18 protein-coding genes and 1 tRNA gene are annotated in these 21,111 nt (G+C 70.7%); 4 read left to right on the forward strand and 15 right to left on the reverse strand.

The window, feature by feature from the left end; genetic code table 11:
- Positions 1-117: 117 nt before the first annotated feature.
- The 8 genes from AC1Q7O_RS01920 to prfB form a co-directional block, all read right to left on the reverse strand.
- Positions 118-1,404, reverse strand: a complete 1,287-nt coding sequence (locus tag AC1Q7O_RS01920; RefSeq protein WP_492662105.1) for an SGNH/GDSL hydrolase family protein — start codon at positions 1,402-1,404, stop codon at positions 118-120.
- A gap of 270 nt (positions 1,405-1,674) precedes the next feature.
- Entirely contained in the window at positions 1,675-3,060 is a 1,386-nt protein-coding gene (locus tag AC1Q7O_RS01925) for an ATP-binding protein (protein ID WP_492662106.1), read from the reverse strand.
- The gene (locus tag AC1Q7O_RS01930) at positions 3,060-3,740 is read right to left on the reverse strand and encodes a response regulator (RefSeq protein WP_492662107.1); all 681 of its coding nucleotides are present in this window, start codon (positions 3,738-3,740) and stop codon (positions 3,060-3,062) included. The genes AC1Q7O_RS01925 and AC1Q7O_RS01930 overlap by 1 nt, the downstream gene beginning before the upstream one ends.
- A gap of 102 nt (positions 3,741-3,842) precedes the next feature.
- Entirely contained in the window at positions 3,843-5,057 is a 1,215-nt protein-coding gene (locus AC1Q7O_RS01935) for a DUF1444 domain-containing protein (RefSeq protein WP_492662108.1), read from the reverse strand.
- 122 nt (positions 5,058-5,179) lie between these two features.
- Positions 5,180-5,255, reverse strand: a tRNA-Thr gene (locus AC1Q7O_RS01940).
- 54 nt (positions 5,256-5,309) lie between these two features.
- Complete coding sequence (locus AC1Q7O_RS01945) at positions 5,310-6,320, reverse strand: class 1 fructose-bisphosphatase (RefSeq protein ID WP_492662109.1); 1,011 nt, start codon at positions 6,318-6,320, stop codon at positions 5,310-5,312.
- An 8-nt stretch (positions 6,321-6,328) separates the two neighbouring features.
- A complete protein-coding gene (gene pepN / locus AC1Q7O_RS01950; RefSeq protein ID WP_492662110.1) occupies positions 6,329-8,992 on the reverse strand; it encodes an aminopeptidase N in 2,664 nt (887 codons plus the stop codon).
- Between the two features lie 82 nt (positions 8,993-9,074).
- A protein-coding gene (gene prfB, locus AC1Q7O_RS01955) for a peptide chain release factor 2 (protein WP_492662111.1) occupies positions 9,075-10,179 on the reverse strand; the annotation gives its coding sequence in 2 pieces (ribosomal slippage) (positions 9,075-10,097 and positions 10,099-10,179; 1,104 coding nt in all).
- Positions 10,180-10,306: 127 nt separating this feature from the next.
- Between prfB and AC1Q7O_RS01960 the strand changes: the two genes are divergently transcribed.
- Positions 10,307-12,475 carry a S9 family peptidase gene (locus AC1Q7O_RS01960; protein WP_492662655.1) on the forward strand — a complete coding sequence of 723 codons (2,169 nt, stop codon included), beginning with the start codon at positions 10,307-10,309 and terminating at the stop codon, positions 12,473-12,475.
- Positions 12,468-12,698, forward strand: a complete 231-nt coding sequence (locus AC1Q7O_RS01965; protein ID WP_492662113.1) for a DUF4212 domain-containing protein — start codon at positions 12,468-12,470, stop codon at positions 12,696-12,698. The genes AC1Q7O_RS01960 and AC1Q7O_RS01965 overlap by 8 nt, the downstream gene beginning before the upstream one ends.
- On the opposite strand, the gene AC1Q7O_RS01970 is transcribed toward AC1Q7O_RS01965, so the two are convergent.
- On the reverse strand, positions 12,695-13,522 hold the full coding sequence (locus AC1Q7O_RS01970) for a substrate-binding periplasmic protein (RefSeq protein WP_492662114.1): 828 nt from the start codon (positions 13,520-13,522) through the stop codon (positions 12,695-12,697). The genes AC1Q7O_RS01965 and AC1Q7O_RS01970 overlap by 4 nt on opposite strands.
- A 41-nt stretch (positions 13,523-13,563) precedes the next feature.
- Positions 13,564-14,460: an alpha/beta fold hydrolase gene (locus AC1Q7O_RS01975; RefSeq protein WP_492662115.1), complete on the reverse strand. Its 897-nt coding sequence runs from the start codon at positions 14,458-14,460 to the stop codon at positions 13,564-13,566.
- Positions 14,461-14,504: 44 nt separating this feature from the next.
- On the opposite strand from AC1Q7O_RS01975, the gene AC1Q7O_RS01980 reads away from it, so the two are divergent.
- Positions 14,505-15,035: a GNAT family N-acetyltransferase gene (locus AC1Q7O_RS01980; RefSeq protein WP_492662116.1), complete on the forward strand. Its 531-nt coding sequence runs from the start codon at positions 14,505-14,507 to the stop codon at positions 15,033-15,035.
- Positions 15,036-15,266: 231 nt separating this feature from the next.
- Positions 15,267-16,946 (forward strand): acetate--CoA ligase, encoded by a 1,680-nt coding sequence (locus AC1Q7O_RS01985; RefSeq protein WP_492662117.1) that lies wholly within the window; start codon positions 15,267-15,269, stop codon positions 16,944-16,946.
- Here the strand turns inward: AC1Q7O_RS01985 and AC1Q7O_RS01990 are convergent.
- The 5 genes from AC1Q7O_RS01990 to AC1Q7O_RS02010 all read right to left on the reverse strand — a co-directional run bounded on the left by AC1Q7O_RS01990 (position 16,933) and on the right by AC1Q7O_RS02010 (position 21,077).
- On the reverse strand, positions 16,933-18,480 hold the full coding sequence (locus tag AC1Q7O_RS01990) for an outer membrane protein assembly factor BamB family protein (RefSeq protein ID WP_492662656.1): 1,548 nt from the start codon (positions 18,478-18,480) through the stop codon (positions 16,933-16,935). The two genes, AC1Q7O_RS01985 and AC1Q7O_RS01990, sit on opposite strands and share 14 nt — an antisense overlap.
- A 212-nt stretch (positions 18,481-18,692) precedes the next feature.
- On the reverse strand, positions 18,693-19,346 hold the full coding sequence (locus AC1Q7O_RS01995) for a hypothetical protein (protein ID WP_492662119.1): 654 nt from the start codon (positions 19,344-19,346) through the stop codon (positions 18,693-18,695).
- Positions 19,343-20,089: a hypothetical protein gene (locus AC1Q7O_RS02000; RefSeq protein ID WP_492662120.1), complete on the reverse strand. Its 747-nt coding sequence runs from the start codon at positions 20,087-20,089 to the stop codon at positions 19,343-19,345. Before AC1Q7O_RS02000 ends, AC1Q7O_RS01995 begins: the two co-directional genes overlap by 4 nt.
- Before the next feature lie 46 nt (positions 20,090-20,135).
- Positions 20,136-20,372, reverse strand: a complete 237-nt coding sequence (locus tag AC1Q7O_RS02005; RefSeq protein ID WP_492662121.1) for a helix-turn-helix domain-containing protein — start codon at positions 20,370-20,372, stop codon at positions 20,136-20,138.
- A 156-nt stretch (positions 20,373-20,528) separates the two neighbouring features.
- The gene (locus tag AC1Q7O_RS02010; protein ID WP_492662122.1) at positions 20,529-21,077 is read right to left on the reverse strand and encodes a DUF2975 domain-containing protein; all 549 of its coding nucleotides are present in this window, start codon (positions 21,075-21,077) and stop codon (positions 20,529-20,531) included.
- Positions 21,078-21,111 lie beyond the last annotated feature (34 nt).

The raw sequence follows: 21,111 nt of genomic DNA on the forward strand, positions 1-21,111 counted from the left end.
CGTTGAGCCGCTTGCACATCGCCATCGCGGGCCGGCTTGGGGCGGCCCGGCGCTCGGCCCGAACAGCCAATACAAAAAGGGCTCCCTCGCGGGAGCCCTTTTTTCGTCAGCGCGGCTTCAGCGGGCGGGGCAGCGGCGGTCCAGCCACTCGACCGGGAAGGCCTCCGCCATCGCCTGGTACCCGGCCATGGACGGGTGCAGGCCGTCGTTGTCCAGCTCGCGCTTCAGGTGCGACGGGCGGGCCGGGTCGCGGGCGAGCGCGTCGAAGTCCACCACGCCGTCGAAGCGGCCCGGCTCGCGCATCCACGCGTTCAGCGCCTGGCGGTCGGCCTCGTTCTCCGGCTGGGGCTGGTAGTAGCCGCTGCCGCCGTAGGGCATCACGGTGCCGACGAACAGGCACACGCCACGCCCACGGGCCTGCGCGGCCAGCGCCGTGAGGCCTTGCTGCAGCTCGGCCAGCAGCGCCGCGCGCGACTCGGGTGTCGTCGCGCGCTGGCGGTGGCTGGTGCCCAGGTCGTTCACGCCCTCCAGCAGCATCACGTGCGTCACGCCGCTGCGCGCCAGCGCGTCGCGGTCGAAGCGGCCCAGCAGCCGCGGCCCCAGGCCGTCCTGCAGGATGCGGTTGCCGCCGATGCCCGTGTTCACGACGGCGACGGCCTGGCCCTGCGCGGCCAGGCGGCGCGTGAGCGCGTCCGTCCAGCGCTGGTAGCTGCCGGCCGGCACGCCGTAGCCGTCGGTGATGGAGTCGCCGACGGCCACCAGCACCGGCTGCGGCGCCGCGCCGGCCACGTCCACCGCGGCCAGGTGCCACCAGCCCTCCCGGGCCGTCGCATCGGTCCAGTCGGCCGCCTGGGCGTGGTTGCCGGGCAGCAGCCAGCTGCTGATGCGCGCGCCCGGGTGGGCCGTCGCCTGCGCGGGCGCCGACACGATGTGCAGCTGCACCGCGACGTCCGCCACGCGCGGCAGGGTCAGCGCGACCGGGTCGCTCCAGGCCTCGGCACCGGGGGCCAGCGTGAGGCCAGCCCGGTCGTCAAAACTCAGCGGCTTGAGCGTCGCGGCCTGCAGCAGCGGCCGGCCGCCCTCGGTGCCGGGCTGCAGCAGCGCCACGCCCGCGGTGCCCAGCACCAGCGGCTCGCGCCCGAACAGGTTGCTGATGCGCACCCGCAGCGAGCTGCCGGCCGCCGTCGTGCGCACCACCTGCCGCAGGCTGACGTCGCGCAGCGGCGCCGCGCCGGCGGCAGGGGCCTGCGCCAGCTGCGCGCTGCCCCAGGCTGCCACCCAGTCGGCCGGAGCCGGCGTGCGCGGCGCCAGGCCGGCGCACCCGGCCAGTGCCAGCGCGGCGGCGAGGCTGGCAATCAACGTGGAGGGCCGGCACAGCGCCGGCTTTCCGCAAGGGATCTTCATGGAACGTCCAGGGGGATGATGCGGAAATGATATCGCTACCAATCCTCATGTCACCCGGGAAGACACTTGCCTTCAATGGCAAATACTGTGTAAATTAACAGTACTCAAGAAAGGCCCACCATGCTCAGCCAATACCGCCAGACCTACACGCCCAGCCGCCCGCTGCCCCGTTGGCTGCAACGCATCATCTACTGGCTGTGATGCCTCTGCGGGCCGGCCGCCGCGCGCGGCGCCTGCCGCCGGGGCCCGGCTCCGCGGGCTGACGCCGCCTCAGGCGCGCAAGCGTACACGCACGCACAGGCCTCGCTCGCCGGGGCCCGCCGTCAGCTGGACGGTGGCGCCGTGGCGCTCGGCGACGGCCTTGACGATGGACAGCCCCAGGCCGCTGCCGCTCTGGGCCAGCGCGTCGGCGCGGAAGAAGCGGTCGAACACGCGCGCACGCAGCGCCGGCGCGATGCCGGGGCCCTGGTCCAGCACCTCCAGCAGCGCGCCGCCGTCGGGGTGTGCCAGCAGCCGCAGCGTCACGCTGCCGCCTTGCGGCCCGTACTTGAGGGCGTTGTCGATGAGGTTGTCCAGCAGCGACGTCAGGCCCTGTGCCTCGCCAAGCACGGCGACGTCCTGCGGTGCGTCCAGCGCCAGCTCGGCCTCGCGCCGCGCGGCCAGGCCGGCGAACGCGGCCAGCCGGTCCTGCGCCAGCGAGCGCAACGACAGCCGCTGCAGGCCGGCGGGCGAGGGCGGCGCATCGGCCCGCATCAACGCCAGCAACTGCGCGACGACGTGCGAGGCGCGTTCGCCGCTGTGCAGCGTGCCGTCCAGCAGCTGCCGCTGGGCGGGCTCCGCCGCCAGCGTGGCCGAGGCGCGCAGCGCCTCGACGTTGACGCGCATGGCCGCCAGCGGCGTGCGCAGCTCGTGCGCGGCGTCGGCGATGAACTCGCGCTCGCGCCGGGCGCTCTCGCGCACGCGGGCCAGCAGCGCGTCCAGGCTGTCCACCAGCGGGCGCAGCTCGCGGTGGCGCGGCCGGAAGGCCAGCGGCTGCAGGTCCTGCGGGCCGCGTGTGGCGATCTCGGCGGCCAGCCGCCGCCACGGCCGCAGTGCCAGCCGCAGCGACAGCCAGGCCGGCAGCGCCAGGAAGGGCAGGCTGATGAGCAGCGGCAGCACCAGGAAGCCGTGCGAGCCCAGCGGGATCAGCACGTTGATGGCCTCACCCGGCTTGGCCAGCGTGACGCTGATGCCGGTGTCGGCCGAGGCCAGCGTGCGGGCCCGCCACAGCCGACCGCCGGCGCTGACCTTCTCGATGTCGCCCGGCGTGCGCGTGGCGATGTCCTGCGGCAGCCCCGGCGACCCGTACAGCAGCCGCCCGTCAGGGCCGCGCACCAGCAGGTTCAGCCGCAGGTCGGGCTCGCTCTCCAGCCCCTCGGTGATGCGCTGGAAGCGGTCGATGCGCGCCAGCACGGCGGCCTGCGCATCGGGCCGGTCGGCGAGCTGGTCGGCGGCGGCGAGGATCATCTCGTAGCGCGGGTCCAGCGCCAGCTCGGACGGGTCGTGCAGTGACTGGTAGATGAAATACACCAGCATCGCGCACCACAGCAGCACCAGCATCAGCAGCTGGGCCAGCAGCAGCCGCCCGAGCAGCGAGGGGCGAAGCAGCCCGCGCATCAGGCGCCGGGCCGACCGCGGTCGGGCATGTCGATGATGTAGCCCACGCCGCGCACATTGCGCACGAAGCCGTCGCCGATCTTGCGGCGCAGGTTGGACATGTGCACGTCCAGCACGTTGCTGTCGGCGGCGACGGGCCCCGGCAGCACCTGCTCCTCCAGCACGTGCCGCGTGACGATGCGGCCGGCGCGCTTGAGCAGCGTGGCCAGCAGCTCGTACTCGGTGCGCGACAGCTCCACGGCGCGCCCCTGCACGCTGGCGCGCCGCGTCGGCTCGTGCAGGCTGAGGCCGCGCACGCTGAGGGTGTCGCCGTCGAAACCGTAGCTGCGCCGCGCCAGCGCCCGCACGCGCGACAGCAGCTCGGCCAGCTCGAAGGGCTTGACGAGGTAGTCGTCGGCGCCGCCGTCCAGCCCGCGCAGCCGGTCCTCCAGCGCGTCGCGCGCGGTCAGGATCAGCACAGGCAGCGTCTGGCGCTCGCGGCGCAGCGCCAGCAGCAGCGACAGGCCATCGCCGTCGGGCAGGTTCAGGTCCAGCAGCACCAGGTCGCAGAGGCCCTGCGCCAGCACGTCGTGCGCGTCCGCCAGGCGGCGCACCCAGACGACGTCCAGCTGCTGGCCGGCCAGCGCCAGGCGCACGCCGTTGCCCAGGTCCAGGTCATCCTCGACGAGCAGGATCTTCATGCCGGCAACCCGCCGGCGGGTAAGAGCAAAGCCATGGCAACGCAGGAAAGCCGCAACGGCCCGCACTGTGCCCGTGCCGGCTTCAGGATGACTAAAGAAGCCTCAGTCCAGCGCGGCCGTCGCCGCCAGCGCGCGCAGCGCCGCGCGGTCGGGAAAGCGGCGCACGCGCCAGCGCGCGGGCACGTGGTCGGTGCGCTCCATCAGGTGGCCGAACTGCGCCAGCACGGTGGCCCAGGCCAGCCGCGTGTGCCAGTTGTCCTCGCCGTCGCGGTACAGCAGCACGACGCTGTCCGACTGCGGCAGCAGCGTGTCCACGTCCTCCGACCACACCGAGTAGCTCGTCACCGGCCCGCCGTCGATGCGCATCAGCGTGCAGCTGGCGACGAAGACGTCCTCGTGGCTCGCCTCGAACTGACTCACCAGCACCTGGCGCTGGCCTTCGTAGTCGTCGGCCTGGCTGCGCACCCGCATCGCGGCCTGCCGGTCCGCGGCATCGCCCGACGCGTGGAAGTGCGTCCACTGCGTGCCCTGCAGCCGCAGCAGCTCGAACGACACCCAGCGGCCCTGGTGGTCCAGCGCGTCGTGGGCGAGCTGCACCAGCTGCGTGATGGCCGCGGCATTGCCTGCCGACGTGACCAGCAGCGCGCTGCGGAACGGCACCATGGCCACGGGGTCGCCGATGCCCAGCCGGTAGATGAGGTCCGGGATCAGCAGCCGCGAGCTTTCGTAGGTGTCGCCCCATTCGCCGCTCCACACACCCGGCGCGATCTCGCGCCAGCCGCCGTGCTCGGGCAGCGCGCGCAGGTTGTCGATGGCGTCCTGCAGCGCCTGCTCCCACGTCACGCCCCACTCGGCCAGGCTGCGCTCCTGCACGTACATCATGGAGTTGGGCAGGTCGATGACCAGCGCGACGACGACGTCCGCCACGAGCGGGCGATGCACCGGGCCCGAGCCGGCCGGCGCGTCGCCCGCGATGCCGGTCTGGCGCGCGATGCCCATGCCGCCGGTCGAGCGCACGACCGGCATCAGCCTGGGGCGGGCCGTGGCGTAGTCCTTGGGCAGGCTGTCATCGATGACGACGCTGGACAGGAACTTCTGCAGCAGTGCGGCGCGCCCGCCGCGCGGCGTCTTCTCGTACTCGCGGCGCAGGTTGCCCAGGCTCACCATGTGCGCGCTGCCGCGGCGCTGGAACTTGATCTCCAGCCGGTCGGGGAAGGCCTGGATGTCCGTGCAGCCCTCGCTGTGCAGCCAGCGGGTGACGTCCTGGATTAGGGTCTCGAGGGTGGGGCGGCCGAGCAGGCGGTCGAGGAATGACATGCGCGGCATTCTGTGGGGCCACGCCCGGCGCCGGCATGCGCTGTCGCCGTCATCCGGGACGGCCGGCGGCGGCACATCCCAAAGACAAAGGGCCTGATCTTTCGATCAGGCCCTTGTGTGTTTGGTGCCGGCAAGAGGAGTCGAACCCCCGACCTTCGCATTACGAATGCGCTGCTCTACCAACTGAGCTATGCCGGCCAAGACTTGAAGGCTGTTGCCTGCGCGTCAAGCCCGCCATTATAGCGGGAAATTTCAGCTTGTCTCGCGATGGTAGGCGGCGATGCGTTCGACCTCGTTTTTCGACCCCAGCGCCACGGCCACGCGCTCGTGCAGCTTGGTGGGGTTCAGGTCCATGATGCGCTCGGTGCCGTTGACGGCCGCGCCGCCCGCCTGCTCGATGAGGAAGGCCATCGGGTTGGCCTCGTACATCAGGCGCAGCTTGCCGGGCTTGTCGGGCTCGCGCTGGTCCCAGGGGTAGAGGAACACGCCGCCGCGGGTCAGGATGCGGTGCACGTCGGCCACCATGCTGGCCACCCAGCGCATGTTGAAGTCCTTGCCGCGGGGGCCGGTGGAGCCGGCCAGGCATTCGTCGATGTAGCGCGTCACCGGCGGCGCCCAGTGGCGCATGTTGGACATGTTGATCGCGAACTCGCGGGTGTCGTCCGGGATCTTGACCTCGTCCTGCGTCAGCACCCAGGAGCCGGTCTCGCGGTCCAGCGTGAACATCGCGACGCCGTCGCCCACGGTCAGCACCAGCATGCTCTGCGGGCCGTAGACGCAGTAGCCGGCCGCGGCCTGCTGCTTGCCGGGTTGCAGGAAGTCTTCTTCCGCCACGCCGCGCGAATGGCCCACCTTGCGCAGCACGCTGAAGATGGTGCCGATGGAGACGTTGACGTCGATGTTGCTGGAGCCGTCCAGGGGATCGAACAGCAGCAGGTACTCGCCCTGAGGGTAGCGGTTGGGCACGACGTAGATGCTGTCCATCTCCTCGCTGGCCATGGCGGCGAGGTGGCCGCCCCATTCATTGGCCTCGATCAGCACCTCGTTGGCGATGATGTCGAGCTTCTTCTGGACTTCGCCCTGCACGTTCTCGCTGCCGGCGCTGCCCAGCACGCCACCCAGCGCGCCCTTGTTGACGGCGATGGCGATGCGCTTGCAGGCGCGCGCGACCACCTCGATCAGCAGCCGCAGCTCCTGCGGGATGTGGCCGTGCTCGCGCTGTTGCTCGATCAGGTATTGGGTGAGGCTGGTGTGTCGACTCATGGGCATGCTCAGTTTCCGGAAGCGAGGGCGCGCTCGACGATCTCGCGGACGTCGGTGGACAGGTCGGGCTTGGCGGCCACGCGGGCCACGGCCTCGCGGGCGGCGCTGCGGTAGGGCTCGGCCAGCACTGCCCAGCGGTCCATCGCGCGGGCGATGCGGCTGGCCAGCTGCGGGTTGATGGCGTCCACCGCCAGCACCTGCTCTGCCCAGAATACATAGCCGCCCGCGTCGGCACGATGAAAAGCGGCCGGGTTGAACATGCAAAGCGAAGCCAGCAGGCTGCGCGCGCGGTTCGGGTTCTTCAGCGTGAAGTCGGCGTGCTTGGTCAGCGCCTTGGCGCGGGCGAACACGCGGCCCTCGCTTTCCGGCGCGCGCGCCTGCAGCGCGAACCACTTGTCGATGACCAGCGCGTCGTCCTTGAACAGCGCGTGGAAACGCTCCAGCGCGGGCTGGGCCAGCTCGGCGCCGGCGTTGACCAGCGCGGCCAGCGCGCCGAGGCGGTCCGTCATGTTGGACGCGTCCTTGAAGCGCTGGTAGGCCTTGCCGGGCCAGACCGTGTCACCGGTGGCGCGGGCGTCCAGCACGAGCATGGACAGCGCCAGGTTGGCGAGAGCCCGCTTGCCGGACGACACCGGGTCGGGCGCGTAGCCGCCCTGCACCTGGTGCGCCTCGAAGGCGGCGGCCCAGTCGTCGCGCAGCGCGCTGGCGAGCTGCTGTTGAGCGGCCATGACCGCGGCGTGGATGGCCTGCGGGTCGACGACGTCCAGCTGCTCGGCGATGTAGGCCTCGCCGGGCAGCGTCAGCGCCAGTTCCTTGAAGGCGGGGTCCAGCTCGGGGTGCTTGAGCAGGGCGCGCATCGCGTCGATGAAGACGGGGCTGAGCTGCAGCGGCTGGCCGGCGCGCAGCGCGTGCAGGATGCGGTTCAGCGCCAGGCGCTGGCTGGCTTCCCAGCGGTTGAACGGGTCGCTGTCGTGGCGCATCAGCACCAGCAGCGCGGCGTCGGACAGGCCGTCGTCCAGCACCACCGGGGCCGAGAAGCCGCGCAGCAGCGACGGCACGGGCTCGCTGTCGATGTTCTCGAAGACGAAGGTCTGCTCGGCCTGGTCCAGCACCAGCACGGTCTCGGTGTCGCCGGCGGCGTTCAGTGCCAGCGCCGCACCGTGGCGGTCCAGCAGACCCATGACGACGGGGATGACCTGGGGCAGCTTGTCCGCCTGGCCCGGCGTGGCGGGCGTGTGCTGCGTCAGGCGCAGCGTGTAGGTGCGGGCGGCGGCGTCGTGCTCGCCATGCGCTTTCACGCGCGGCGTGCCGGCTTGCGAGTACCAGCGCTTGAAGGTGTCCAGGCGCGTGGCCAGCGCCGAGCCGGGGTTGGCGTCGGCGATGGCCGCTGCGAAATCGTCGCAGGTCACGGCCTGGCCGTCGTGGCGCTCGAAGTACAGCTTCATGCCGGCCTCGAAGCCCGCGCGGCCGACCAGCGTCTGGTACATGCGGACGACTTCCGAGCCCTTCTCGTAGACGGTGGCCGTGTAGAAGTTGTTGATCTCGCTGTAGCTGTCCGGGCGCACCGGGTGGGCCATGGCGCCGCTGTCCTCGGGGAACTGCAGCGCGCGCAGCTGGCGCACGTCCTGGATGCGGCAGACGGCGCGGGCCGACGACGTGCCGGCCATGTCCATGCTGAATTCCTGGTCGCGGAAGACGGTCAGGCCTTCCTTCAGCGACAGCTGGAACCAGTCGCGGCAGGTGACGCGGTTGCCGGTCCAGTTGTGGAAGTACTCGTGCGCGACGATGGACTCGATGCGCGCGAAGTCGGCATCCGTCGCGGTGGCGGGCGAGGCGAGCAGGGCGGCCGTGTTGAAGATGTTCAGGCCCTTGTTCTCCATCGCGCCCATGTTGAAGTCGGACACGCCGACGACCATGAAGCGCTCCAGATCCAGCGGCAGGCCGAAGCGGGCCTCGTCCCAGACCATCGACGCGATCAGCGAGTTCATCGCGTGCTCGGTCTTCTCCAGGTCGCCACGGCGCACGTAGACCTGCAGCAGGTGATCCTTGCCGGCGCGGGTGCGCACACGCTGCTCGCGCGCGACGAGGTCACCGGCGACGACGGCGAACAGGTAGCTGGGCTTGGGGAAGGGGTCGTTCCAGACGGCGAAGTGGCGGCCGTTCTCCAGCGTGCCACTGTCGACCAGGTTGCCGTTGGACAGCAGCACCGGGTACTTGGCCGCATCGGCGCGCAGCGTGACCGTGTAGACGGCCATCACGTCCGGGCGGTCCAGGAAGTAGGTGATGCGGCGGAAGCCCTCGGCCTCGCACTGCGTGAAGAAGCTGCCGCCCGACGTGTACAGACCCGACAGCGCCGTGTTCTTCTCGGGGCAGACGGTGTTGCGGATCTCGAACGTGAAGTCCTCGTCCGGCGGGTTGTCGATGACGAGCTCGTGGCCCTCCTGGCGGAAGGACACGCCGGCGCCGTTGATCAGCGCGCGCAGCAGGTTCAGTTCCTCGCCGTGCAGCCGCAGCGGGCCGTGCGGCACGGCGCGGTTGCGCTCGACCTGCATCTTGCTCGTGACCAGGGTCTTGGCGGGGTCGAGGTCGAAGGTCAGGTCGACCTTGCGAATCCAGAACGCCGGCTGCTGGTAGTCCAGACGTTGGATCAGGGGGGCGGTGCCTTCACGCATGAGGGGCTTCCTTGGGGGGCAGAAAAACGCGCCGCGGTGGCGGCGGGAAACACAAGGGGCCGCGCGGTGGCGGCCCCGGGCATCAGATGCCTTGCTTGAGCGACTCGGTGATGAAGGGGTCGAGGTCGCCGTCCAGCACCTTCTGCGTGGCGGACGTTTCGTAGTTCGTGCGCAGGTCCTTGATGCGGCTCTGGTCCAGCACATAGCTGCGGATCTGGTGACCCCAGCCGACGTCGGTCTTGGTGTCTTCCAGCGCCTGCTGCTCGGCCATGCGCTTCTTCATCTCATGGTCGTACAGACGCGAACGCAGGCGCTTCCAGGCCACGTCGCGGTTGCTGTGCTGGCTGCGGCCGTCCTGGCATTGCACGACGATGCCGGTCGGGATGTGCGTCAGGCGCACCGCCGAGTCGGTCTTGTTGATGTGCTGGCCACCGGCGCCGCTGGCGCGGAAGGTGTCGGTGCGCACATCGGCCGGGTTGATGTCGATCTCGATGGAGTCGTCGACTTCCGGGTACACGAACAGCGACGCGAACGAGGTGTGGCGGCCGCCGGACGAGTCGAACGGGCTCTTGCGCACGAGGCGGTGCACGCCGGTCTCGGTGCGCAGCAGGCCGAAGGCGTACTCGCCCTCGACCTTGATGGTGGCGCTCTTGATGCCGGCCACGTCGCCCGGCGTCTCGTCTTCCATCGTCGCCTTGAAGCCCTTGCGCTCGGCGTACTTCAGGTACTGGCGCAGCAGCATGCCGGCCCAGTCGCAGGCCTCGGTGCCGCCGGCGCCGGCCTGGATGTCGATGAAGCAGTTCAGCGGGTCGGCCGGGTTGTTGAACATGCGGCGGAACTCGAGTTCCTCGACCTTGGCCTGCAGCTGCGCGGCGTCGGCCTCGATGGCCAGCATGCCGGCCTCGTCACCTTCCTCGCGGCTCATCTCGAACAGCTCGGTGTTGTCGGCCAGAGAACTGGTCAGGTGCGTGATCGTTTCGACCACGGTCTCCAGCGTGCGCTTTTCCTTGCCCAGCTCCTGGGCGCGCTTCTGGTCGTTCCAGACGTTGGGGTTCTCGAGGGCGGCGTTGACCTCGTTCAGTCGCAGTGCTTTGCGATCGAAGTCAAAGATACCCCCTTAGCGCGTCGGTGCGCGCTGAGAGGTCGGCCAGGGAATTGCCGATTTGGTTGATGTGTTCGATGTCCATGACGGGCACAGCGGTGCAGTTCGGGAAAGGCCGCGATTTTTGCATGGGGCGGAGCAGGCACACTGCAGGCCGCCGGGGTGGGCTGCCGAGGGCGGCGCCCGGCGGGAGAAATCAGCACATGCATTCCATGCCCGCCTGGCGCGCGCTGGCCCACGCGGCCGTGCTTGCCACCAGCCTGATCTGCGCCACCCGCGCCGTGCAGGCCCAGGACACCGCCACCGCCCCCGTCGCTGCCAAGAAGCCCCGTGACGTCAGCGTGCACGGCGACCGCCGCATCGACGACTACTTCTGGCTGCGCGAGAAGGACGCCCCCGCCGTGCAGGCCCACCTGAAGGCCGAGGCCGCCTACGCGGACGCCTGGTTCAAGCCGCTGGCCGCGGCCGAGCAGCAGCTCTTCGAAGAGATGAAGGGCCGCGTGCAGCAGCGCGACCAGGGCGTGCCGCAGCGCCAGGGGCGCTGGTGGTACGTGAGCCGCATCGACGTGGGCCAGCAATACCCGGTGTACGTCCGTCGTGCCGCGCAGGGCGCCGACCGTGTGGACGACGCGAACGCGCCCGAGCAGGTGCTGCTGGACCTGAACGAACTGGCCAGGACGCGCAAGTTCGTGAACCTGAACGGCCTGTCCGTCAGCCCCGACGACCGGCTGCTGGCCTATGCCGTGGACGCCACCGGCGCGCGCGACTTCGAGCTGCACGTGCGCGACATCGCCACCGGCGAGGACCGCGTCGTCGCCACCACGCCGCATGCCGACGCCTTCGAGTGGGCGGCCGACAGCCGCACGCTGTTCTACATCCGCCACAACGACGCGCGCCGCTCGCACCAGCTGTGGCGGCACCGCCTGGGCACGGCGGCCGACACGCTGGTGCACGAGGAGAAGGACGAGCTGTTCAACCTGGTGCTGGCGAAGTCGCTGGACGGGCGCACGCTGATGCTGGGCTCGCGCTCCAAGGACACGATGGACTGGCGCGTGCTGCCGGCCGCGCGGCCCGAGGGCCGCTGGCGCGAGGTGCTGCCGCGCCGGGCCGGGCAGGAGTACGCCGTCACGCCGTTCGGCGCCGAGCTGCTGCTGCGCATCAACGACCGTGGCGTCAACTTCCGGCTGCTGCGGCTGCCGATGAAGCCGGGCGCCGGAGCGCTGTTCACGGCCAGGGACCTGGCGCGCGGCCGCGAGCTCATCGCGGCCCGCGACGACGCGATGGTCGAGCAGGCAGTGGCCTTCAAGACCCATGCCGTCGCGCAGATTCGCGAGGGCGGTTCGGTCAAGCTGCGCATCTACCCGCTGGCCGGCGGCGCGCCGCGCGACGTGGCCTTCCAGGAGCTGGCTTACGGCGCCACGCTGGCCAGCCAGCGCGAGTTCGATGCGACGCGCGTGCGCTTCGCCTACAACTCGCTGACGACGCCCACCAGCACCTACGAGGCCGACCTGGCCAGCGGCCAGCTGCAGCTGCTGAAGGTGGCGCCGGTGCAGGGCGGCTACGACGCCGGCCTGTACGCCAGCGAGCGGCTGTGGGCCACGGCGCCGGACGGCGTCAAGGTGCCCATCAGCCTCATCTACCGCAAGGACAAGCGCCGCGCCGGCCCGCAGCCGCTGCTGCTGTACGGCTACGGCAGCTACGGCATCCCCAGTGACCCGCGCTTCGGCAGCGGCCGGCTGTCGCTGCTGGACCGCGGCGTCGTCTACGCCATCGCCCATGTGCGCGGCGGCGGCGACCTGGGCCGGCAGTGGTACCTGGACGGCAAGCTCGGCAAGAAGATGAACACCTTCACCGACTTCGTCGCCTGCGCCGAAGCACTGGTGAAGCAGGGCTACACCCAGCCCAGCCAGCTCATCATCCACGGCGGCAGCGCCGGTGGCCTGCTGGTGGGCGCGGCCACCAACCTGCGGCCCGACCTGTTCAAGGCCGTCGTCGCGCAGGTGCCGTTCGTCGACGTCATCAACACCATGCTGGACGCCAGCCTGCCGCTGACGACCGAGGAGTACATCGAGTGGGGCAACCCCAACAAGGCCGCTGAGTACGCCTGGATGCGCGCCTACAGCCCCTACGACAACCTGAAGCCGGCCGCCTACCCGGCCGTGCTGGCCAAGACCGCCATCAACGACAGCCAGGTGCCGTACTGGGAGGCCGCCAAGTACGTCGCCCGGCTGCGCGAGCTGAACCAGGGCCGGGCGCCGGTGCTGTTCGACATCAACATGACGGCCGGCCACGGCGGCGCGTCGGGCCGCTTCGATGCGCTGCGCGAGGCGGCGCGCACCAACATCTTCATGCTCCAGCAATGGGGGCTGCTGCATGAGTAGCGACTACTGGCGCCGCACGCGCCGGCTGACCGCCGGGCTGCTGCTGGCCTGGGCGCTGGTGGCCTTCGTGCCGGTGGTGTTCGCGCGCGAGCTGAGCGTGGAGCTGTTCGGCTGGCCGCTGGCGTTCTGGCTGGCGTCGCAGGGGGCGCTGCTGGGCTTCTGCGCCATCGTCATCGTCTACGCCCGCCGCATGCGCCGGCTGGACGAGGACGCAGGTTCCTAGTGCTCCAGCGCCGCCAGCTCCATGCGACGCGTCTCGGCCTCGCCGAAGTGGCGCACATAGGCCTGCCGCACCCAACCGCTCTTGACCATCGCCGCCAGCTGGTCGCGCAGCCGGTGGGCGACGGCGGCGGGCACGGCGGCACGGTTCACGTACAGGCCCAGCACCTGCGGGCGCGCCTCGGGGATGCTGACGGTGGCGATGTCGGGCGCCAGCGCGCCGTCGCGGCGCAGCTTGATGTGCAGCGCGTTGGGCATGATGACCGCCTGCACGCGCCGGGCGGCCAGCTTGGCGGCGAGGTTGGCGAAGTCCGGTGAGTACTCGGCGCGGCGCGTCGCCAGCAGCTGTTCGAGGTGCAGGTCCACGCGCGTGTTGGTGCGGATGCCGCGCACCACGCCCAGCCGCAGCTCCGGCCGGCGGATCAGGTCGGCCAGGCTGGCGATGCCGGCGGCCGCCTCGGGGGCCAGCAGCAGGTCATGCTTGGTGTAGCCATAGGGCAGGTAGACGCCCAGCGCGTCGCGTTCCGGCGTTCGCATCACCGACGTGATGACGTCGACGCGGCCGACGTCGAAGTCCTGCAGCGCGCGGGCGCGGGGCATGAACACCAGCGTCAACCGGCAGCCGCTGCGGGCTGCCAGTTCCTGCGTCAGCTCGGGGATGAGGCCGCGGATCTGGCCCTGCTCCTGGTAGCTGCCGACGCCCAGGTCGGACACGGCCACCTGCAGCGGCCGTCCGCAGTCGGCCACCGCGGCCATGGCGCTGCCGCACAGCGCCATGGCCAGCAGCAGCCGGCGGGCGACGAGCAGGGGTGGGCAGCGACGGGCCATGGGCCCGATTCTCTGGCGCACCGCCGCGCCGCCGGCGCGCTTCAGGACAGAAAGCGTTCCAAATGCTCAGCCAGCGCCTCGGGCTGGTCGTGGTGCAGCATGTGGCCGGCGTCCTGCAGCACGACCCGCTGCACGTCCGGCACCACGGCCAGCCGGGCCTCGAACTCCTCGCGCGGGAAGCGCGTGCCCCAGAAGCGCGCCAGCTGGTCGTCACTGCCCTCCACCCACAGCGTGGGCGCCGCGATGCGCTGCCAGCAGGCCAGCACCTCGGCCTTGCGGTACAGCACCGGGTTGGCGAGCTTGTGCGCGGGGTCGGCGTTCAGCAGGAAGCCCTCGGGGGTCTCGCGCGCCCAGTAGCCGGCCAGCCAGGCGGCCTTGTCGGCGGCCAGGCGCGGGTTGTTCTTGCGCAGGCGCTCGGCGACGTCGGCCAGCGTCGCGTAGGGGCGCAGCGAGGGCGGGTCTTTCAGCTCGTCCAGCCAGCGCGCCAGCCGCTCGGGTGCGGCGGCGGGCGCGACGTCGGGCATGCCGAAGCCTTCGAGATTGATCAAGCGACGCACGCGTTGCGGGCGAACGCCGGCGTAGCTCATCGCCACGTTGCCGCCCATGCTGTGGCCCAGCAGGTCCACCGGCGCGCCGGGGCTGACGGCGTCCAGCAGCGCGTCCAGGTCGCCCAGGTAATCGGGGAACCAGTAGCAGTCGGCGCCGGTGGTGCCGCTGAGGCCGAAGCCGCGCCAGTCCAGCGCGATGACCTCGCGGTCCTCGGCAGAAGCGTCGACGACGAACTGGAACGACGCACCGACGTCCATCCAGCCGTGCACCATCACCAGCGGCGGGCGGCCCGGCAAGGCCTGGCCCCAGCGCAGCACATGGTGGCGCAGGCCGCGCAGGGTCAGGAATTCGCTGCGGTGCGGGCGACGAAGGGGGTAGACATGGGGCATATCCGCACTGTAGGCCACGGTTGTCCGCAGACAATGGGGTCACCATGCCCGCACCCCGCCACGACATCCGCGCCGCCGAGCCGCGCGACCTGAAAGACATCGTCCAGCTGATCAGCGAGCTGGCCGAGTTCGAGAACCTCACGCATCTGCTGGCCGTGACGCCCGACAGCCTTAAGCCGCACCTGTTCGGCGACGACCCGGTGGCCGAGTGCATGGTGGGCGAGATCAACGGCGAGGTCGTGGCCTTCGCGCTGTTCTACAAGAACTTCTCGACCTTCCTGTCCAAGCCGGGCCTGTACCTGGAAGACCTGTACGTGCGCCCCGCCCACCGCCGCAGCGGCCTGGGCCGCGCGCTGCTCATCGAGCTGGCGCGGCTGGCCTGCGAACGCGGCTACGGCCGCTTCGACTGGACCGTGCTGGACTGGAACGAGGACGCCATCCGCTTCTACGAGAAGCTGGGCGCCGACGTGATGCCCGAGTGGCGCATCTGCCGCCTGACCGGCGACGCGCTGGAGCGCTATGCCGATGGCGACCGGCCCAGCATGTGGTCGCCTTCCGCGTGGCTGGGGTTGTGAGCCCCTCGCCCAGGTCGCCCCGCTGAACGCGGGCGATCCTGGTCGGTCCCCCTGGGGGAAGGCGATGCTTGCGGCGTTGAGCCGCAAGCACATCGCCCACCGCGGGCCGGCTTGGGAGCGGCCCTGCGCTCGGTCCGCTATTCGGACGGCCCGGTTTCGGCCAAGGGCAATCCATGACGCCGGCCCGGGACGGGCTGGCTAGCATCGCCCCTCGTTCAAATCGGGGGGCTGATGGCTGAAGACCGCTACGAGCAGCTGCACGCCGCCTTCCGCTGGCAGGTGCCGGACGACTTCAACATCGCCGAGGCCTGCTGCGGCCGCTGGGCCCGCGAGACGCCCAAGGCCACGGCCATCTATTTCGACAGCGAGAGCGGCTGCCGCGCCGCCTACAGCTACGCGCAGCTGCAGCGCGCCGCCAACCGGCTGTCCAACGCGCTGCTGGTACAGGGCGTGCGCCGCGGCCACCGCGTCGCCATCGTGCTGCCGCAGCGCTTCGAGACGGCCGTGGCGCACATCGCCCTCCAGCAGATCGGCGCGGTGGCCATGCCGCTGTCGATGCTGTTCGGTGCCGAGGCGCTGGAGTTCCGGCTGCAGGACAGCGGCGCCGTGCTCGCCATCGCGGCCTGCGAGGCGATGCCGGCGCTGCGCGAGGTGCAGGACCGCTGCCCGGCGCTGCGCCGCATCGTCGTCGTCGGCGACTGCACGGTGCAGCCCGGCGAGCTGTGCTGGATGGAGGCGCTGCAGGCCGAGGCCGCGCGCTTCAAGCCCGTGGCCACGCAGGCCGGCGACCCGGCCATCCTCATCTACACCAGCGGCACCACCGGCAACCCCAAGGGCGCGCTGATCCCGCAGCGCGCGCTGATCGGCAACCTGAGCGGCTTCGTCGCCAGCCAGGACTGGTTCGGCTTCGATCCGTTCGACGCGCGCCAGCCGAGCGACGCTGTGTTCTGGAGCCCGGCCGACTGGGCCTGGACCGGCGGGCTGATGGACGCGCTGCTGCCGACGCTGTACTTCGGCCGGCCCATCGTCGCGTGGCAGGGCCGCTTCTCGGCCGCCAAGGCCTTCGAGCTGATGGCCAGCTATGGCGTGACGCACGCCTTCCTGTTCCCGACGGCGCTCAAGGCCATGATGAAGGCCGAGCCGCGGCCGCGCCGCCATGGGCTGAAGCTGCGCGCGCTGATGAGCGCCGGCGAGGCCGTCGGCGACGCGGTGTTCAGCTGGTGCCGCGATGCCTTGGGCGTGCCCGTCAACGAGATGTTCGGCCAGACCGAGATGAACTACGTCGTCGGCAACTGCCAGGCGCTGTGGCCGGCCAGACCCGGCAGCATGGGCCGGGCCTACCCGGGCCACCGCGTGGCCGTCATCGACGACGACGGCCGCGAGTGCGCGCCGGGCGAGGTCGGCGAGGTGGCCGTCAACGCGTTCGACCGCCATGGCACGCCCGACCCCGTGTTCTTCCTGGGCTACTGGAACAACGACGCCGCGACGAAGGCCAAGTTCACCGGCGACTGGTGCCGCACCGGCGACCTGGCCCGCAGCGACGCCGATGGCACGCTGTGGTACGAGGGCCGCGCCGACGACGTGTTCAAGAGCGCGGGCTACCGCATCGGCCCCGGTGAGATCGAGAACTGCCTGCTCAAGCACCCGGCTGTGGCCAACGCGGCCGTCGTGCCCAAGCCCGACGCGGAGCGCGGCGCGCTCGTCAAGGCCTACGTCGTGCTGGCCGACGGGCACGTGGGCAACGCGGCGCTCGTCGAGGCGCTGCAGGCCCACGTGAAGGCGCGGCTGGCGCCGTACGAGTACCCCAAGGACATCGAGTTCATCGACGCGCTGCCCATGACGACGACGGGCAAGGTGCAGCGCCGCGTGCTGAGGCTGCAGGAGATGAAACGCGGGCTCAGCGGAGGTTGATCGCCCGCATGCCGCCCGTGAAAAATGGGCTGATGTAAAGGACACCTTGTGGCGACAGCGCCAGTGCGCCGCCCAGGTTCTCTCCCCAGACACGAGCGTGCGTGGTCAGGTCGATGGCGTCGGTGGTCCAGCGACTGGACACGAACACATGGGTACGCGTGGCAACCAGCGAGCTCTCCAACTCCCCCAACGTCGTGGCGTTGCTGTGCCAACTCCATAGCAGCGCGCCACTGCTGGCCGAACGTGCCTCCAGGTCGCGGCCGTTGACGACGAAAACCGTCGACCCGGAGACGACCGGTGTCGTGCTGAAACCCCCCTGTTGTTGCCACAGCAACTGCCTGGTGTTCAGGTCAAAAGCCAGCAGCCGGCTGGTCCCGGTGACCTGGGTGTCAAGCGAATAGACCGAAACGAAGGCGTGACCTGCACCATCGAGGACGGGCGGCGCTGTTAAATAGGTCGGGAGGCCATCGACCGCAACGCTGTAAGCCAACTGGCCGCTGGCGGCATTCACCGCCATCAATGACTTGTCGGCGAAGAGATAGAGCAGGGCGCCATCGGTGGCCGGTGTGCAGGTGTCTTGCCGGCCTGGCAGTGTGGTCGTGGCTTCGGACGTAAGGGACTGCGCGTCGTAGCGCCCGAGGCCGCCACTGGCGGTGCGGCACGTGAACAGCTTGCCGCCGAGTGCCAGCGGACCGGGTGGGTGGTCGGTGGTGTTGCCGCCAATGCTTCGCTGACCGAGCAGCTGACCGGACGCCAGGTCGAACCGCCACAGCATCGTGCGGTCGTAGTCCGACGTGAACACATACACGCTGCCGTCAGCAACGGTGGGGCCGCCTGCCGTGTCATTGACGGTGCCCAGCGGGCGGCGCCAGGCTTCGCTGCCGTCGTGCTCTCGGCGTGCCACGAGCGCCGGGGCGCCGTTGTTGCGATCGGAGACCACCGTGATCAGCAGGCCGCCTGCTACGACTGCGAGGCTTTCGCGGGCTGTGGCTGATGCGGCTTCTAGTCTCCAGCGGCGGGAGAAGTCACTCGCCGATAGCGTCAGGGCAACTGTCGCACTGTGGCTGCTATCGCCGAGGTAGCCGCTCCATGCAGCGGCGCCAGGCACTGGGCTGAGCGGCTTGAGCGAGGTTTGAGGCTGGACTTTGATCTGATACGGCAGGCGCCAGGGCGAGCCGCTGACCGGCTTGCTGCACGTGGTGGGCAGGTCCTCGCAAACCCGCACTTCCAGAGTGCCGCTGTAGCTGCCAGCCTTGAGCGTGCTCGACAGCGGTAGCAATGCGTCATAGGCCAGCGTGGAGTTGGCGGTGATTTGGACGCCGTTGCCAAGGATGCCTGCGCTGTCCACGATCGCCACTTGAACCGGCGCGCTGTGCGGCTGGTTGGCTCGGGTTTGAACCAAGGCCGTGGTCGGTTCCCCCTCGTAGAAACTGGCGTTGAGCGTGCCCGGCTCGAAGCTCAGCTGAAAGCCGTTGGACGCACCACCTCCGCCTGCTCCTCCACCGCCACCGCCACCGCCACAGGCCGACAGCATGGCGGCGACTACCCAAGCCACTGCTCGCGTTGAGACCAGGCCAGCCTTCGCGGCGGCCGTAGCGGCGCGCCCGCGCCCGTCATGTGCGCACATGTTTTCCCCCTGCCTTTTGATGTTCTATGCCGTCCGCCACTTCGATGGCGCGACTTGGTCGGCAGTCTATCTTTGAGGTGAAGTGCCGCTGCGCACCTTGTCCCGGCGCGCGGGAGGCTTCATTTGCATGGGTAGGGTTGGCCCACCATCGCCACCGTGCGGGGTGCGACGCTGCTGTTGAAAGCGTTGTTGTCGGAGATGCGTGAGCGAAACACCTCTATACAGGTGCTTCCGCGGCGCAGGACGGTGCGGTACTCGCCGAGCGCGCCGACGGACTGGGCATGGTTTTCGACAGGCTCTTCCACCCACGCGCCGGCGCCGCCTGTGGCATCGGCAATGCGGTCCTCCAGCGTCGCCCGCGGCGTGTTGCTGCGCGGGTCGCTGAGCGCCGGGTTGCGCGCGGCCGCGCTGGACGCGGCATAGCCCGGTGGCAGCGTCAGCCGCAGCGTGGTGTGCGGCGGTTCGCTCGCAGGCGCCGCGCCCGGCGCGCGTGGGGCGGCTGCTGGCGGGGTGATGCCGGCGGGCATGTCGGCCTCCGTGGTGTAGGCGGGCGGCGAAATCAGTGGCACGGGCGCAGGCCTGGGCGGGCGCGTGATGCCGTTGATGTCATCGACGAGCGGCGGCACCCGTCGCTCGGGCTGGATCAGCCGAACGGTGGCGGATCGCCGTTCGCTGTCGGTCGCCAGGCCTTGCGGCCGGTGCAGCCACAGCGCCGCCAGCAACGCCGCGTGCAGCGCGACGACGACGGCGCGTGCCGCCCAGCGGTGGTTCATGCGCCTTGCAGCTTCACGCTGACGCGGCTGTTGGGCGGCGGCAGCAGGCGGGCGGCGTCGGGCCAGCTCTCCTGGCCGGTCAGCAGCGTGCACGGGCGGGGCTGGGCGGCCTTGCGCTCCAGCGGGTCGCGCTCGCCCGGGGCCACCGGCAGCGGCAGGCCCAGCAGCTTGCCGTCCTCGGCCCACTCCAGCTCCCAGGTGGGCGTGGCGCTGCACACGCGCACGCCCTCGATGCGCGGGAACAGCCAGCGCAGGTACCAGGGCAGCATCTCCTCGCGCAGCGTGCGGGCCACGCGCACGATCTGGCGCACCTTGGCCATGGTCACCTGCTCGGGCGTCACGTTCAGCTCCAGCGTGCCGCGCACGGCCATCTCACCCTTGGCCACGTTGGTCGCCAGGTCGGCCGTCTTGGCCTCGGCCTCGGGCAGGATGGGCAGCTCGAAGCCGCCCGCGGCATCGAGCTTGATGGGGTAGTCGGTGTCGTCGCTGCGCACGGCCATGCGGATGTCGGCCAGCGGCTTCTTGGTCTTCTCGGCCTCCACCTTGAAGTCCATGCGGAACAGGCCCTCGCCGTAGCGGCGGAGCTTGGCGATGACGGTGTTGATCTGCGCGTAGGGCAGCGCGCTGCCGTCGCGCTTGAGCTCGGTCCGGACCGGCGGCAGCACCACGGTCTCGGTGGGCGGCGTTTGGGCCTGGGCGGTGCTGGCGAGCAGCAGCAGGGCGGACAGCAGGAGGGGGCGCATGGCGGGGCGTGTGAGGTGTGGGGGGAGAAAGGAGGGCGGCGCGGCGTCAGCCCGTGCCGCCGGGGTCGTCCGGCTCGGGGCCGGGTTCCCAGGCGAGCAGATCGCCGGGCTGGCATTGCAGGACGTCGCAGATGCGGGACAGCGTGTCGAAGCGCACGCCGCGCACCTTGCCGCTCTTCAGCAGCGACAGGTTGGCCTCGGTGATGCCCACGCGCTCGGCCAGCTCGCGCGAACGCATCTTGCGCCGCGCGAGCATGACGTCGAGGGTGACGATGATGGGCATGTCAGCGCACCTCGCTAGCAAGTCGGTGGCGGATTTGCGGGACGAGCGCCGGGCCGCCCCAAGCCGGCCCGCCTGTGGCGATGTGCTCGCGGCTCGATGCCGCGAGCATCGCCGTCCCCTCGGGGGCCCGGCCAAGGTACTCCTTGGACGAGGGGCTCATACGAACTCGGCGTTCTCGTCCGCGACGCGCGCGGCTTCCAGCAGCACCTGCGCCAGCGCCAGCAGCAGCAGGCCGAACAGCAGCGCGAGGTAGTGGTCCGACGACAGGCCGAACCACAGCCGGCGCTCGCCCTTGCCGTTGCCCCAGGTCAGCGCCAGGATGGCCAGCGTGTGCCCCAGCGGCTGCGCGGCCGCCAGCGCGCACACGCCCAGGCCCAGCCGGCGCAGGTGCTGCGCCGGCCGGCGTGCCAGCAGCTCGCCCTGCGCGAAGCAGCCGAACAGCGACCACATCTGCCACAGCGCGAACAGGCTCACCGACGTGGGCAGCAGCATGGCCGCCAGGCCCCACAGCCGCGAGCCCACGTCCAGCTGCACCGTGCTCAGGCTCCAGGTCTTGGCCGCCACTTCCGCCACCCAGTCCGGCTGGGCCCAGAAGATGAACGGCAACGTGCCGATGAACACCACGCCCGCCAGGCACAGCAGCCGGACGATCCAGGACAGGCGGCGGATGCGCCGCAAGCCGTCGGCGGAAAAGGACTCGGGCATGGTGCTTTCGTGAAACAAGAAAAACTTACTGTAA

Source organism: Roseateles sp. GW823-FHT07B05 (assembly GCF_058794515.1).